Origin of the sequence: Shewanella acanthi, from assembly GCF_019457475.1 — a bacterium.
GTDB lineage: Bacteria > Pseudomonadota > Gammaproteobacteria > Enterobacterales > Shewanellaceae > Shewanella > Shewanella acanthi.
In genome coordinates this window covers 2,509,134-2,522,964 of the sequence record NZ_CP080413.1, presented here as the reverse complement: position 1 = coordinate 2,522,964, position 13,831 = coordinate 2,509,134, and the positions used below count along the sequence as shown (strand labels likewise).

Annotated in this window: 16 protein-coding genes; 6 read left to right on the top strand and 10 right to left on the bottom strand. The window is 45.0% G+C overall.

Annotation, left to right across the window (positions count from 1 at the left end):
- Window positions 1-35 precede the first annotated feature (35 nt).
- The 4 genes from nrdG (at window position 36) to K0H61_RS11020 (ending at window position 2,789) form a co-directional block, all read left to right on the top strand.
- Entirely contained in the window at window positions 36-497 is a 462-nt protein-coding gene (gene nrdG / locus K0H61_RS11035; protein ID WP_220052664.1) for an anaerobic ribonucleoside-triphosphate reductase-activating protein, read from the top strand.
- A gap of 111 nt (window positions 498-608) precedes the next feature.
- Window positions 609-965, top strand: a complete 357-nt coding sequence (locus tag K0H61_RS11030) for a YibL family ribosome-associated protein (RefSeq protein WP_220049270.1) — start codon at window positions 609-611, stop codon at window positions 963-965.
- Between the two features lie 214 nt (window positions 966-1,179).
- Window positions 1,180-1,791: a GTP cyclohydrolase II gene (gene ribA, locus K0H61_RS11025; RefSeq protein WP_220049269.1), complete on the top strand. Its 612-nt coding sequence runs from the start codon at window positions 1,180-1,182 to the stop codon at window positions 1,789-1,791.
- A 194-nt stretch (window positions 1,792-1,985) separates the two neighbouring features.
- Entirely contained in the window at window positions 1,986-2,789 is an 804-nt protein-coding gene (locus K0H61_RS11020) for a hypothetical protein (RefSeq protein ID WP_258406053.1), read from the top strand.
- Between the two features lie 12 nt (window positions 2,790-2,801).
- Here the strand turns inward: K0H61_RS11020 and K0H61_RS11015 are convergent, their stop codons facing one another.
- From K0H61_RS11015 to K0H61_RS10995, 5 genes are all read right to left on the bottom strand, one after another.
- Entirely contained in the window at window positions 2,802-3,344 is a 543-nt protein-coding gene (locus K0H61_RS11015) for a hypothetical protein (RefSeq protein ID WP_220049268.1), read from the bottom strand.
- A gap of 208 nt (window positions 3,345-3,552) precedes the next feature.
- Complete coding sequence (locus K0H61_RS11010) at window positions 3,553-3,942, bottom strand: VF530 family protein (RefSeq protein ID WP_220049266.1); 390 nt, start codon at window positions 3,940-3,942, stop codon at window positions 3,553-3,555.
- Between the two features lie 130 nt (window positions 3,943-4,072).
- A complete protein-coding gene (locus K0H61_RS11005; RefSeq protein WP_220049265.1) occupies window positions 4,073-5,521 on the bottom strand; it encodes a carbon starvation CstA family protein in 1,449 nt (482 codons plus the stop codon).
- Between the two features lie 330 nt (window positions 5,522-5,851).
- Window positions 5,852-6,562 (bottom strand): two-component system response regulator BtsR, encoded by a 711-nt coding sequence (gene btsR / locus K0H61_RS11000; protein WP_220049264.1) that lies wholly within the window; start codon window positions 6,560-6,562, stop codon window positions 5,852-5,854.
- Window positions 6,559-8,241 carry a sensor histidine kinase gene (locus K0H61_RS10995; RefSeq protein WP_220049262.1) on the bottom strand — a complete coding sequence of 561 codons (1,683 nt, stop codon included), beginning with the start codon at window positions 8,239-8,241 and terminating at the stop codon, window positions 6,559-6,561. Before K0H61_RS10995 ends, btsR begins: the two co-directional genes overlap by 4 nt.
- 127 nt (window positions 8,242-8,368) lie before the next feature.
- Here K0H61_RS10995 and K0H61_RS10990 point away from each other — a divergent pair, with 127 nt between their 5' ends.
- On the top strand, window positions 8,369-8,653 hold the full coding sequence (locus tag K0H61_RS10990; protein WP_220049261.1) for a YecH family metal-binding protein: 285 nt from the start codon (window positions 8,369-8,371) through the stop codon (window positions 8,651-8,653).
- Window positions 8,654-8,733: 80 nt separating this feature from the next.
- Here K0H61_RS10990 and K0H61_RS10985 read toward each other — a convergent pair whose 3' ends face one another.
- The 5 genes from K0H61_RS10985 to K0H61_RS10965 all read right to left on the bottom strand — a co-directional run bounded on the left by K0H61_RS10985 (window position 8,734) and on the right by K0H61_RS10965 (window position 11,446).
- Window positions 8,734-9,069: a ribbon-helix-helix domain-containing protein gene (locus K0H61_RS10985; protein WP_220049260.1), complete on the bottom strand. Its 336-nt coding sequence runs from the start codon at window positions 9,067-9,069 to the stop codon at window positions 8,734-8,736.
- A complete protein-coding gene (locus K0H61_RS10980; RefSeq protein WP_220049258.1) occupies window positions 9,056-9,724 on the bottom strand; it encodes an AAA family ATPase in 669 nt (222 codons plus the stop codon). Before K0H61_RS10980 ends, K0H61_RS10985 begins: the two co-directional genes overlap by 14 nt.
- A 74-nt stretch (window positions 9,725-9,798) precedes the next feature.
- Window positions 9,799-10,101 carry a PilZ domain-containing protein gene (locus K0H61_RS10975; protein WP_220049257.1) on the bottom strand — a complete coding sequence of 101 codons (303 nt, stop codon included), beginning with the start codon at window positions 10,099-10,101 and terminating at the stop codon, window positions 9,799-9,801.
- Between the two features lie 155 nt (window positions 10,102-10,256).
- Complete coding sequence (locus K0H61_RS10970) at window positions 10,257-10,661, bottom strand: phosphate-starvation-inducible protein PsiE (protein WP_220049256.1); 405 nt, start codon at window positions 10,659-10,661, stop codon at window positions 10,257-10,259.
- 275 nt (window positions 10,662-10,936) lie between these two features.
- Complete coding sequence (locus K0H61_RS10965) at window positions 10,937-11,446, bottom strand: DUF2062 domain-containing protein (protein WP_220049254.1); 510 nt, start codon at window positions 11,444-11,446, stop codon at window positions 10,937-10,939.
- 32 nt (window positions 11,447-11,478) lie between these two features.
- Between K0H61_RS10965 and K0H61_RS10960 the strand changes: the two genes are divergently transcribed.
- Window positions 11,479-13,824, top strand: a complete 2,346-nt coding sequence (locus tag K0H61_RS10960; protein WP_220049253.1) for a DNA internalization-related competence protein ComEC/Rec2 — start codon at window positions 11,479-11,481, stop codon at window positions 13,822-13,824.
- Window positions 13,825-13,831 lie beyond the last annotated feature (7 nt).

Here is a 13,831-nt window from a genome sequence, read left to right as displayed (position 1 = left end):
GCTGCGTTTTCCATTTATCCCGTTGGAAACCGATGATGAATTATCACCAATATTATCCCGTTGATGTCGTCAATGGTCCTGGCACAAGAGTCACCCTTTTTGTTTCTGGTTGTGAGCACCAATGCCGTGGTTGCTATAATCAAAGCACGTGGGATGTTCGCTCTGGGCATTTGTTTGATTCCTCCATGGAGGAGCGCATCATTGCCGATCTCAAGGATACGCGCATTAATCGCCGCGGTTTGTCATTATCCGGGGGCGATCCACTCCTGCCGGCCAATTTGGATACCATTTTATCCCTAGTGAAACGGGTTAAAACCGAATGTCCCAATAAAGATATTTGGCTGTGGACGGGTTATGTGTGGGATGAACTGAGTGATAAACAGCGCGCAGTGCTGAAGTACGTTGATGTGCTGGTAGACGGAAAATTTGAGCAGAGTTTAGCGGATCCCAGCCTGCCATTTCGGGGGAGCAGTAATCAAATAATCCGTTTGTTATAAAAGCGGTAACGAGGATCGTAAACTTGCTGTTATAATCCCTTTCCTAGAAACAGTGTTTGAGTTTTATCCCATGGATAATACTGAACCACTTAGGTAATTTAAGGTAACAACATGAATTTAAAGCAAGAGCTGCAGCAGCTAAACGATAAGTTAGATAAGTTTCGTCGTAAATTAGCGGCGGCTGAGCAACGTGGCGATGCCATAGTGATTGCCCAGTTCAAACGCGAAATCGCTGCAGTCACTAAGCAAATCAACAGTGTTAAAACCCAGCAAACCCGTGTTTTACAACGTCAAGGCGATGATATTAAACATCTGCCGTTTAGCCGAGCCTTAACAAAGGCTGAGCAAGCCGATATGGGGCAACTGAAGAAATCCGTTAAAGGTTTGGTGGTTGTTCACCCAATGACGGCACTTGGCCGTGAGATGGGGTTAACCGTTGTGACAGGGTTTGCACCTGCGAAGTTTTAATTGCGCTTAATGCCATAGGGACAAACGGATTTTCTGTGTCAGCCGTTTGTCCTAATAAGTGATATGGCAATAGTTGATAAAATTACTAAAGTATTCCGTGATTGCGTAAAACGCTTTAGAATAAGTGCACAACAGGCTATTTTGGCCGATTTTGATTTTAGTTATGGATGTTCCTTCTGTCTCAAGGAATGAGAGTAGTCGTTAAGGTTAAGTCATGTCGATAAAATATATCGCGACATCAAAATTACCCACCCCTTGGGGCGTTTTTGCCATGCACGGTTTTGAGGACACTCAAACGGGCAAGGAGCATGTTGCACTCACCTTTGGAATCCTCAGTAGCGACGAGCCAATGTTAGGCCGTATTCATTCTGAATGTTTAACAGGTGACGCACTGTTTAGCTTACGCTGTGATTGTGGTTTCCAACTGCAAACGGCAATGCAAAATATTGCAGAGACCGGCCGCGGTTTTATCCTTTATCTGCGCCAAGAAGGGCGTGGTATTGGTCTGTTAAATAAAATCCGTGCCTATGAGTTACAGGATCAAGGCGCCAATACCGTTGAGGCCAACGAGCAATTAGGTTTTCCTGCGGATATGCGCAAATACGATATGATCCAGCCGATGCTAGAACAAATCGGGGTCAAGCAGGTTCGTCTCATGACCAATAACCCCCGTAAAGTGAAGGCGATGAAGGAAATCGGCATTCAGGTGGTTGAGCGGGTGCCTCTGCAAGTAGGTAAGAACCGCTACAATGAAGCCTATTTAAAGACTAAGTCGACTGAACTTGGGCATATGATGTCTGAGTATCATTTTAACGACGAAGAGTAAGCCTAGGGCAATATAGGCAGTATCAGCACGAGTGTTATGCTGCCTTTCCTCAATTGAGCAGGATTTGATTGCGTAGTTTAAAACCACAATTTTGGCGCTTAATAAAAACCTCGCCTTTTCTCCTACTGTCGGCTATTTTCTGTGCCGTACCACTTACACTTTGTGCCTCAGAAATATCCACCGCGTCAACATCAATTCAGCCCCAGTCCTCGTCATTTAGCTTTATCGCGGAGCTTCCTATCGATGCGCAAAAGAATCCCAATTCCGTTTATGCCTTTGGCAGTTACTTAGGTACGGGCGTTTATCGCGCGCCTGAGCAAAATGCGACGGTAGTCAGTATCCCGTTAACGTTCGATCTGCAAAAGAATAGTGAGAGTCAAACCTGGATACGTTTACCCTTATCTTTTGGTTTCTTTGATTATTTGGCCAAAGACATTGCTGATGGAGAGCTACCTTCATCGGTCGGCACCATGACGGTCACCCCAGGTGTTGAGCACCACTGGCATGCGAGTGAGAATCAGCGAATGGAGGTATACCTCGATTTAGGTTTTGGAACTAATTTCGAGGCCAGTACTAATGTGGCAATTCTTGCGACAGGGGTAAGCCATCTTTATGACTTTTCATTCGCAGGGGAGGACAGTGTTTGGGTTTCGCGACTTAACTTTGCAGGATATAGCGAGAAAATTAATAAAGTCACAGATCAATTTGCTGTGCTGCAGACCGGTGTCGATATAGGTCTTTCACCCCGTTGGCAATGGAGGAATATTCAGGTGCAACCACGCCTGTTTGCCGCTGCCTATTGGTATTTTAACGAACTGGATTTTAGCCAGTATAAGGAGGATCAAAACCTAGTGTCGGGCAGTATCGAAATGGGTGTAACGCTGGCGTTCTCAAAACCCATTATCATTGAGATGTTTGGCATTGATCGTTTCGGCATCAGTTATCGAACCGGTGATGGCCTAGATATTTGGCGTTTATTGTTTAGTTTTCCGATTTAGTTGGGTTCGCATTTAGGCATTTGGAGCTTTTTGCTGCGCCTCACGTATCTTTTGTTCTACTAATCCCATCAGCTGTTGACTGAGCTGCATCATTTGTTGTTGTAATTGCGTACGTTGCTGCTTGGCCGCCTCAGACTGATTGCCCGCGAGTTTATTCAGCATCTCCTTTAAGGCTTCCATCTGTGCCTCGATGCGCTTTATCTCTTTATCGATAACGCTGTCTTCTTCACTTTCCTTGGTCTCATTGGCTTTAGCACTTTTTTCGCTACGGTTGAGCTGTTGTTGATGTAGCGTTTGGCCGATTTCGGCGGCCAGTGCTTGTTTACCTGCTGCGGAGATAGTGACAGTTGTTTCAGAAACTATTGTTCCAGAATCAATCGTCTCAGAAAATGAGGTTTGAGAACTTTCAGTTGCACAAAAGCGGCTAGCGGGATTTGAATAATGTGGGATGTTGAGCGTTTGTGTTGAAGAATACGTGGACGTAGCAAGTTCTGTCTGGCGATACGCACCACTGTTACTCAGAGTTTGATAGTCCCCTAATCCTTCAATACTCATGTTGGCAATCCCGTAACAAGTTATCCTATGGCTATCGGCTTGTTGCGGAAAAAGTGAAGCAGATTATTGGAAGAGATGAATACGAGTGCTGCTCAATATTAAACAGACGCTGGTACAGCAGAGTAAAAAGTTTCCATTTAAATGGTTTAGTCAAAACCAACGACTAAACCATTCCACTAAAACATTTTACAGCAGCATACAGAAAAGCTTAGTCACGCTTGCCCCAGATATGGCTGTTGATCGGTTCAGCCGAATCCGACGCAGTGTTTGAAACAGGCTTTTTATTTACCTGTGATGCCGCTTTAGCTTCAGGCCTGCCAGCAGGCTTAGCCGATTTATTAGCGGCTTTTATGGGCGCCACAGCTGTTTTAGGCGCAGGCAGGGGCAGTTTTTTCATCTTAAGGTACAAATATTCCACTTTTTCCCGCGCCCAGTCGGTTTTACGTAGAAAACGTAGGCTGGATTTGATACTGGGATCATGGGTAAAACAGCGGATCGTAATGCGCTCAGCGAGCTCTTCCCAACCGTAGTGCTCGACTAATTCGGTTACTATGGTTTCCAGCTTGATACCGTGTAATGGATTATTTGCCTGTGTCATATTGTCTTAATCACGATGAATATTGGCGCGATTATAGCAGTTTTACGGTGCTAGATGTTTCTACTTGTGGATAAAAAAACGGGCACCTAAGTGCCCGTTAAATGGTAGCTATTAACTAATCCGTTACGTTTTATGCTTCTTTCGGTAATTCGTTATCGCTATCGACTTCGCCTTTACCCTTGGTCTTAACAATAAGCAGGGCAGTGATCACTAGGGTCGATACCACACCCGCAATGGTTGATACCGTCATTGGCAGACCTGCACCTAAAGTGGCAGAGTTAAGCAGGAAGGTAATGACGACTGTTGTCATAAACATCGCTGGGATAGTGGTGATCCAGTGCAGCTTATTGTGGCGCAGTAAGTAAGCTGAAGCAGTCCACAGCATTAATACTGCAGTCGCTTGGTTAGCGACACCAAAGTAGCGCCAAATTACCCCAAAGTCGACTTGGGTTAACAGGCCGCCAATCACAAACAATGGAATAGCGAGCATTAAACGTTTTGGCAGTGCCACTTGAGGCATATTAAAGAATTCAGCCAAGATAAGACGGGCAGAGCGGAATGCGGTGTCACCGGAGGTGATTGGCAGAATGATAACGCCAAGGATTGCCATAAAGCCACCGATAGCACCCAGCAGGCCAGTTGATGCTTCATAAACTACGTTTGCAGGGTTACCCGCCATACCTTCACTTAAGCCTTCAACACCGTGGAAGTAAGACAGGGCAATCGCACACCATAATAGGGCGATAATCCCTTCACCAATCATGGCGCCGAAAAATACGAAACGGCCATTGCTTTCATTTTCAACACAACGCGCCATCAGCGGTGATTGTGTCGCGTGGAAGCCTGAAATCGCACCACAGGCAATAGTGATAAACAGGGCAGGCCACAGTGGCATGTCTTTAGGGTTTAGGTTTTGGAAGAAGTCACCCGCTTGGACATTTGGCAGCAATGCATGGTCGTTTGAAAGAATAATCGCAAATGCTAGACCGAAGGACATAAAGAACAGCAATGCACCGAAGAACGGATACAGGCGGCCGATAATTTTATCAACGGGTACTACAGTTGCAATCAGGTAGTAAACGAAGATGATGCCAACGAAAATACTGACATCCCAACCTGTTAATTTACCCAATAGACCCGCAGGAGCCGAGATAAATACTACACCAACAAGCAGCAGCAGAATGATGGCGAACACGTTCATAAAGTGTTTCGCACTCTTACCCAGGTATTTACCCGCAAGGTTTGGTACAGATTGACCGCCATTACGTACAGAAAGCATGCCAGAGAAGTAATCGTGTACGGCACCGGCGAAGATACAGCCGATCACAATCCACAGCATGGCCGCAGGACCATAGAGTGCACCTAGAATTGGGCCGAATATTGGGCCAACCCCAGCGATGTTGAGTAATTGAATTAAATATACTTTGCCCTTAGACATTGGAACATAGTCCACACCGTCGGTTTTGCTAAAGGCGGGCGTTTGACGCTTCTCGTTGATGCCAAATACTTTTTCGACGAAAGTACCATAGATAAAGTAGCCGCCGATCAATAGACCGACGCACAGTAGGAACCACATCATTTTAGTTATCTCCCCATTTTGAGTTGTGCAGAGTCTAAATGACAAATAAAGGCAAAAAAGCGGATTCTGATTGAGCGGTCGATAATGCAATGTCAGCGGTAATAGCGGGGACTGAGCGGTTGAATACGTATGCGAGTGGTCCCTTATTTAGCACCAAGCGGTATGGAAATGGACTAAGCGGTGCTATTGCTTAACTTAATGGTATTGACCCGACGCTTAGAGGAATCTTTAAACTTTAACAGGGGAAGGGAACATTCGGCCACATAACCGCCAAAGATGATAAGTGCGGCATGATGTGGGGCTTTAATTTGAATGTGCGTATTGAAAGGACTATTGAAAGCCAAAGAGTTGCTTGAGGCTTTTAAGATAACGGCGTGATACAGGCACTTTATCACCCAGTAGCGTAGTGACCTCTGCGCCCGTATCTAGGATTTCAATCTCGGCAATGGCCTTTGGTGAGATAAGATATTGACGATGGCATCGCACCAATGGGGTTTTTTCTTCGAGTACTTTAAGGGTTAATTGGGTGTGAACCTTACCCTTATTACTGGCAACGTGGATACCGCTTAAATCGCTAAACACGTATTCGACATCCTGAATTGCTATGACTTTTAATTTATTACCGCTGTAGCAAGGTAAATGCTCAAGGCTGGCTGGCGCAATTAAATTCACCGCCTGCGGAGTTAAGTCCTTTCGCACCCGTTTTAGGGTTTGATTAAGTCTTAGTGCATCTATAGGTTTGAGCAGATAATCGAAGGCGTGATGGTCAAAGGCCTTTACCGCAAACTCATCGAAAGCGGTAACAAATACAATCTTCGGTAAAGTGTCAGGCTCGAGCATCGCAATTAATTCCATGCCTGAAATCCGCGGCATTTGGATATCGAGGAAAACCAGTTGCGGCTTTTCCTTCGTAATAGTTTGCAGGGCTTCAATGGCATTACTGCATTGGCCAATAATCTCAATATCGGCCTCAGTGCTTAACAAATCGATAAGCTCTTCGCGGGCAAATAATTCATCGTCGACAATAAGACAAGTGATCACGTAACTGTTTCCGTTTGTTCTATGGGTAAGCGAATGGTCACTTGGGTAAACTCATCCGCCTTACAGGCGACTTCAATACCATATTGTGTCCCAAACATGTTTTGGATCCGCTTATGGACAAGATTCATGCCTAGGCCTTCGGAGCGGGCACTGGGTTGATACAACCCCGCATTATCGGTCACTTCAAGTTCTAGCACTTGATTATTTAAGCGGCCAGAGACCTTGATTTGCCCTTGCTCAATCATATGCGAGGTGCCGTGTTTCACCGCATTTTCGATAATCGGTTGCAGGGTAAACGCTGGTACCTTACAGTGATACAGTGACTCAGGGATTGCGATATTTATCTGTAATTTATCAATAAATCGTGCTTTTTCAATCGTTAGATATGAGGCAATGTGATCGAGCTCATCCCCTAAAGTGACTAGCCCTGTGGTGCGCTTTAAATTGATCCGTAAAAACTGCGATAACTGCTGCAGTAGCTGTTTGGACATATCCGGATCGCGTTTAATAATCGCACTAATGGTATTGAGGGCATTAAATAGAAAGTGCGGATTGACCTGTGCCTGCAGGAGTTTTAACTCAGCTTGAGTGAGCAGGTTTTGCTGCTGCTCGAAACGACCAAAGAGAATCTGGTTAGACAGCAAACGGGCGATGCCTTCACCTAAGGTACGGTTAATGTTTAAGAACAGCTTATTTTTGGGCTCGTACAACTTGATCGTACCAATCACTTCGTTGTCGCTGCGAAGGGGAATAACCAAACTCGAGCCTAACTTGCAATGACTTGAAATTGAGCAGGCGTATGACGTTTCCACACCATCGGCGAACATTACTTTATTTTGGTTAATCGCTTCGAGGGTGATCTGTGATGAGATTGGGGTGCCGGGAATATGATGATCTGCGCCTATGCCGATAAAGGCCAATAATTTTTCCCTGTCGGTAATCGCAACAGCGCCGACATTGGTTTCTTCAATCACAATTTTAGCGACTTTACCGCTACTGTCTTCGTTAAATCCCTTAGAAAGCAAACCGACGCTGCGTTCGGCAATCTTTAAGGCCTTAGTTGAAAAGGCCGAAGACAGTTTATCGAACATGGTCTTTTGATCTCGCACCATGCTCATAAATAGGGCGGCACCAATCGAATTGACTAATAACATAGGCGGGGCGATTTGCCTCACTAATTCCCATGCATCATCAAAGGGACGGGCGATTAATAATATAATGCTCATTTGCATCATCTCGGCATAAAAGGTCACGCCCCAGACTAACCAAGGGTTATAACAGAGTTCACTTTTCCCAGCGCGGCGCAGATAGTAACTTATCATCCCCGCAGAGAGCCCCTCAAAGGTGGTGGATATCGCGCAGGCCACATCGGTAAAGCCTCCCATGCTGTATCTATGTAATCCGCCAGTAAGCCCCACCAAAAATCCGGTAACGGGGCCACCTAACAGACCTCCTAATACGGCTCCCATCGCGCGGGTATTGGCGATCGCGCCAGAGGTTTGTTCACCAAAATAGGTGGCCATAATGCAAAAGCTTGAAAAGATGAGATAGATTAAAATTTTGTGAGGCAGGCGTGACGAGGTTTCTGCAAACACTTTGAATAGGGGGGTTTTACTGAACAGATAGACGATCACTAGGTACAGCGACATCTGTTGGGTCAATAGCAGAATTAGAGACATACTCGCTCACTTTATCATCACATCGAGCTGCGCTGCCGCTTAGTTTAGCAGTCTGTGCGCAGGATCAGGGTTAAAGTTTAACAGTTAGGATATAAAGCTAAATATAATATGCATCTTTGGAGGCTTTATGTCTGATTCTGTCCACGGCCATGACGTGATGGCGCTGATGGTAGCGCAAGCTACCCCTGTTTTAAAAGTAGAATTGCTGAGCAAAATGTCACACGCCTTTGGTGAAAATGCGCGCTATCACACCTGCAGCGCAGATAATCTCACTGCAGAGGGGCTTATTCTTTTTCTCATGGGTAAGGGGAAACTGACCGAGACAACTGAAGGGATTTCCCTTGCAGGGATGCGTTGTAATCATTCAAGCTATGAGTTGCGTGGTGTAACACAAGACCACGCTATTAGGTAAAAGCACGACAAGTTGAACATCGGGTTAATCGAATAACAGATTTGCGGGTATCATAGAGTGGTTAAGGGTTGCCTAGAGAATCAGTTTTTATTCTTATTGACCACACTTATCTGTTCATCAAAGGATTTACGACTGAATTCGTCAATCAGAATACGCACCAAGCGTGATTTGGCGATTTTGGTTTCTTTGGAGAGTTCATCAAGTTGAGAGATGCTGCTTTCTGTTAGCGTAAAGGTTGCATGGCGATACATCTTGGTCGATTTTTTATCGAGCCCCTTAACTAACGGCGGGGGCTGAGTCGACAAAATACTTGCCTTACCAAAAGCGTAGTTATTGGCATCTTCAATAAAATCTTCAACTGAAACAGACTTGATAACCTGTTTTGGTTTCTTACGTTTAAGATCAGTTAAGCTCATAGCTATTTTCTGGCGGTATGTTAAATATCTCATCCACAATGGCACGGATTTCTTCCGCTGCCTTGCCATCGGGCTCGATTTCCATTACCGAGGAGCCTTTCTCTTCGCTGTCATCGTATATGTTGCGAGAGAACGTCACCGAATTGAGGACTCGAAGGCCAAATGACTGAACAACCTCTTTAGCCTCTAAAATTCGTTTTACCTGCGTTGGCAGTGCAGGGCACTGGGTAAGCACAATGTTAGCCACCATTTTTGGGTTGACCATTTTACAGGTGCTGAGCATATCTTCCATATGGGGAAGGGTCTTTAGGTCACGACGTTTGGGGCGCAGTGGGATCATTACATAGGTTGCGACGGACATCGCGGCACGCATTGCAAGGTTATCTTGACCACCACAGTCGACAATGACGTAATCGAAGCGTTCATTGAGGCTTAACAAGTCGTTACGGATCTTACCGTAGAGCTGAATACAATTAATTGCGGGCAGAGAAGGGTCGTTGTTCCGAGCTTGGATCCAGTCAGATGTAGTTCGTTGAGGGTCACAATCGACCATCAGAACATTGGCATCGAATTTCTGTTTGATATAAACAGCCATGTTCTGTGCGAGGCAACTTTTGCCACTTCCTCCTTTTTCTCCACCTACCAGCAAAATCATGGTTATAACCCTCGCGAAAATTCAATGTATTTAGTGTAGGACAGACCCATCAAGCCTGCGTAATTTGTTAAAAATTAAAGCAGTTGCATCGCAATATGGTAGCTAAGATCGTGACGCTTAGAGCAGCGGCATACCTGACCTTTAACGGTGTTTTCTGTTTCTGTGTTGGGGTTAAATGTCACGCTAACTAATTCGCCCAGAGCGAAGGGTTTTTTATACTCGAACAGAACGCCTTTACGGGATAAATCGATACAAATCCCTTCTTCAGTATGATTAACGCCTGTCTGATCGTTCCAATGTAAAAGTACGCGTTCTGCTTCCAAATCCACACGTAGCGACCCGCGTTTTTCTTCAAATTCCGTTGGTTGGTCACCCATAACACGATTGCCCTGTTAAATAATTGATCTTAATGAAACTAGCATAATTGCTTTTTAGCAGAATACCAATCCTTATCCTAGGTCTTTGATAATTATTTTAAAAAGAGACTCTAAGGCACCAAGGCTCAAGCCTTGGTGTGCAGTCAATAATTGCCTTAGTTATCGTATTCTTGATTTTTAGGGTAGGGCATTTTTAATTGTCCCCAACGGATAACGATGACTGTGCTGGCAAGGACAAGGGTTGAGACTGAAATTGCCACAATTCGCCAATCGTCCATGCTTTTCATGTCTAAGATCAGGTAACGGGCGAGGGCGACGATGCCAATATAAATTGGCATGCGCACGGGTAATTTCCCTGATTCGGCGTAGTTTCCGACCATGGCTAGGACTTCAAGGTAGATGAAGAGCAATAGCAAATCGGCGAGGGCAACTTTACCCATTTCGAAGATATGGACTATTTCCTGACCGATAGCGACAACGGTCGCAATGGCGATGATCACTAACACAAAATGCTCAACGGCTTTTAAACCTTTGGCACCATACTGGCGATAAAAAGGCATGATGATTCCCTACTCATTATTTTTATTAATAATAACAGTAAAAATGAGTATAGCTGAGAGCTGAGGAGCCAGACATCTGTGATGTTATTCACAACAATAGCAAGCATCTCAGCAGCTTAGATTAAAATCTATCGCAAACCAGAGTTCATCGATTAATCAAGAAAGTCGCTAGATATTGTTTTTATGAATTGGGTGTAAGTTAAGACATAACGATGCGGGCGGGAATTATTGGCTTAACGCATCGGTAAAAATGGTTAAGCCATTAATAAAAAATTTTATTTTTGTTTTCTTTTTTGCCATTTAAACATGATCGAGTATTTCCAGATATTACTGATCATTAAATATCCTACGGCTGCAAATACTACTCCCAGTACCAGACATCCCAGTAAAAATGCAGGGCCAATGGTTGCCAATGAGGATTCAATCCAATGCCAACTTGCTTCAAAGGCAAATTCCTGCGGCGCATGGCCTAGAATTTTCGCCCCTAGAAGATAGGCGCCGTAGAACATTACCGGCATGGTGATGGGGTTAGTAACCCACACTAAGGCAACGGATACTGGAATATTCACATTAAACATAATGGCTAGCGCTGCGGCGAGGATCATCTGAAAGGGCAGAGGGAGCCAAGCGACAAAGAGCCCAACGGCAAAGGCGCCGGGCGCTGACTTACGATTAAGTGCCCACAGATTTGGGTTATGTAACAAGCTACCGAACATGCGTAAGTGTTTATGCTCACGTAAGGTTTCAGGCTTAGGCATAATTCTTTTTAATAATTTTTTTGGCATAGGATGAATTTGCTGTCTTAACTTAATTCACTATGAATCGGTTCATGTTGGGCTTTAGTGCCACCTTATTGTCAGCGATGTTGTGGCCATCGCTGCCGCCACTGGTTTCTCTCCCTTTTCTCTGCCTTGGGGCCATTGTGTTGACTCGAAGAGCGCCTATTGTCTCAGGTGCGCTCCTTGCTGTTCTGTGGCTCACAGGGTTTTGTTTATTGTTATCTCGGCAGGGCGTCCCCGTTTCACAAGGGCCATTCTCACAAGAACCTATTCAGGTGCGGGGCGAAATCATATCACTAGTTTCTCAAAACCGCGACTGGCTAAGTTTGGATATCGAAGTCGATGAGAAAAAATTAATCTTCAGCCCTAAACGAAGGTTACGCTTAAGTTGGCAAGCATATGAAAAGGTTGAAGTTGGCCAGGTTTGGTCTTTTAAGATAATCCCAAAAACAATCTCGAGTGTGCTCAATCAAGGTGGCTATAACGGGCAAAAGCAATTACTCAGCCAACATATTGTCGGTAAAGGGCGAATTATTGAAGCAAAGTTCATTGAATCGCGATATTCCTTAAGAAGCCACTTGATTGAACGATTGTCACCAGAGCTTAGCCACTTATCTCAAGGGGATATCTTACTCGCACTACTGCTTGGCGATAAGAGCCTAATTACACAGGATAAATGGCAGGATTTAAGGCAGACTGGTACTGGGCATTTAGTGGCAATATCGGGTTTACACCTCTCGGTGGTCTGTGCTTGGTTTTACGCCATCTCCTTTTTCAGCCTATGTTATTTTGCACCTACCTTTGGCCGCCGAAACTGGGCTATTAGCGTGGTGTTCTCTGGACTCGCTGCGCTGCTTTATGCCTATCTAGCGGGGTTTGGGATCCCAACTCAGCGGGCCATTGTGATGATTTTATTAATTATTTTCCTCAGCCTTTTCAGTCGTTTTTCAACGACTTGGGATCGATTACTGTTTGCTCTTTTCGTGGTGTTACTGATTGACCCTTTGTCCTGCCTGAGTATGGGATTTTGGTTATCCTTCTGTGCCCTTTGCATTATTATTCTCACTATAGATACGCCCTTAATGACTAAGGAAATAACACTAAGTGTGACGCAAGAGAGCACGCTTTGGGGGCGATTAAAACCTAAGCTCTGGCAGTTTTGGGCCATTCAATGGCGATTAACGCTTTTTTTGGGCGTCCTACAGGCCATATTGTTTGGGGGCGTGAGTATTCACAGTCTTTGGATAAATTTGCTTGTCGTGCCTTGGTTTAGCTTCATCGTTATCCCGCTTGCCATATTGAGTTTTGTGATTTGGTGTATCGGGTTGCTCATTAGCCAATCCTGGTTAGGATTGCTTCAAATGGCAGATTGGACACTGAAACCCTATGCCTATTTGCTAGAGCACTCAGCTGATTTGCCCGCATATTGGCAAGTTACTCCCGATAGACTACTTGGGCTGACCTTTTTGGTTATCCTCGCGGGGATTGTCTGGCGATATCTGCCGAGGGAACGTCAATATTGGCAATGGCATATGTTAATGACGTTATTGTTACTGCCAATGGGATTGTATGCTGGACAATGGTTTCAGCCGAGGTCTTATCCGTGGAATGTACATCTACTCGATGTGGGTCAGGGGCTTGCCGTCGTAGTTGAAAAGGACGGTAGGGCACTAATTTATGATACCGGCGCAAGTTATGGTGAGGATTTTAGTTATAGCGAGCGTGTCATCATCCCCTTTTTGCATTATCGAGGTCTTAATGAAATAGACTACATTTTTGTCAGCCACAGTGATAATGATCATGCTGGAGGAGCCAGCAGTTTAATAGAACGATTCCCTATGGCAACTCGAATCAGTGATGTATCCTCGATTAATGCCAAGCCCTGTCATATCAAGCAAAAGGAGTGGCAATCACTTAAGTTACATTGGGTGGCTCAGCAGCATTTTTCAGGCAACAACAGTTCTTGCGTACTACGGATTGATGATGGAAGGCACAGTGTACTGTTAACTGGTGATATTGAGGCGCAGGCCGAGCAAGCCTTAATGGCTCTCAATGAATCCTCAGTTCTTAAGCTTGAGAGTCAGCTGTTGATTGCACCGCATCATGGCAGTCGCACTTCTTCTACTCAAGCATTTATTCAAGCCGTAAATCCGCAAATCGCGCTCTTCCCCGCAGGGTTAGAAAATCGTTACGGTTTTCCAAAAGCGGATGTGCTCAACCGATATCAGGCGCTGGGTATTGACACTTTCACTACGGGGATAACAGGGCAAATCAGTGTGACTATTGATGAAAATGGGCCAATAGTGAAAACCTATCGGCAGGATTTGGCGCCATTTTGGTATAACCGTTTGTTTAGATTTGGTGACTTGATTAATCCAGAGTAGAATGGGC

What these genes read in the sequence shown, in the direction of transcription:
- nrdG (WP_220052664.1), top strand. Translation starts at nt 36, where the DNA reads ATGAATTATCACCAATATTATCCCGTTGATGTCGTCAATGGTCCTGGC.
- K0H61_RS11030 (WP_220049270.1), top strand. Translation starts at nt 609, where the DNA reads ATGAATTTAAAGCAAGAGCTGCAGCAGCTAAACGATAAGTTAGATAAG.
- ribA (WP_220049269.1), top strand. Translation starts at nt 1,180, where the DNA reads ATGTCGATAAAATATATCGCGACATCAAAATTACCCACCCCTTGGGGC.
- K0H61_RS11015 (WP_220049268.1), bottom strand. Translation starts at nt 3,344, where the DNA reads ATGAGTATTGAAGGATTAGGGGACTATCAAACTCTGAGTAACAGTGGT.
- K0H61_RS11010 (WP_220049266.1), bottom strand. Translation starts at nt 3,942, where the DNA reads ATGACACAGGCAAATAATCCATTACACGGTATCAAGCTGGAAACCATA.
- K0H61_RS11005 (WP_220049265.1), bottom strand. Translation starts at nt 5,521, where the DNA reads ATGATGTGGTTCCTACTGTGCGTCGGTCTATTGATCGGCGGCTACTTT.
- K0H61_RS10995 (WP_220049262.1), bottom strand. Translation starts at nt 8,241, where the DNA reads ATGTCTCTAATTCTGCTATTGACCCAACAGATGTCGCTGTACCTAGTG.
- K0H61_RS10990 (WP_220049261.1), top strand. Translation starts at nt 8,369, where the DNA reads ATGTCTGATTCTGTCCACGGCCATGACGTGATGGCGCTGATGGTAGCG.
- K0H61_RS10985 (WP_220049260.1), bottom strand. Translation starts at nt 9,069, where the DNA reads ATGAGCTTAACTGATCTTAAACGTAAGAAACCAAAACAGGTTATCAAG.
- K0H61_RS10980 (WP_220049258.1), bottom strand. Translation starts at nt 9,724, where the DNA reads ATGATTTTGCTGGTAGGTGGAGAAAAAGGAGGAAGTGGCAAAAGTTGC.
- K0H61_RS10975 (WP_220049257.1), bottom strand. Translation starts at nt 10,101, where the DNA reads ATGGGTGACCAACCAACGGAATTTGAAGAAAAACGCGGGTCGCTACGT.
- K0H61_RS10970 (WP_220049256.1), bottom strand. Translation starts at nt 10,661, where the DNA reads ATGCCTTTTTATCGCCAGTATGGTGCCAAAGGTTTAAAAGCCGTTGAG.
- K0H61_RS10965 (WP_220049254.1), bottom strand. Translation starts at nt 11,446, where the DNA reads ATGCCAAAAAAATTATTAAAAAGAATTATGCCTAAGCCTGAAACCTTA.
- K0H61_RS10960 (WP_220049253.1), top strand. Translation starts at nt 11,479, where the DNA reads ATGAATCGGTTCATGTTGGGCTTTAGTGCCACCTTATTGTCAGCGATG.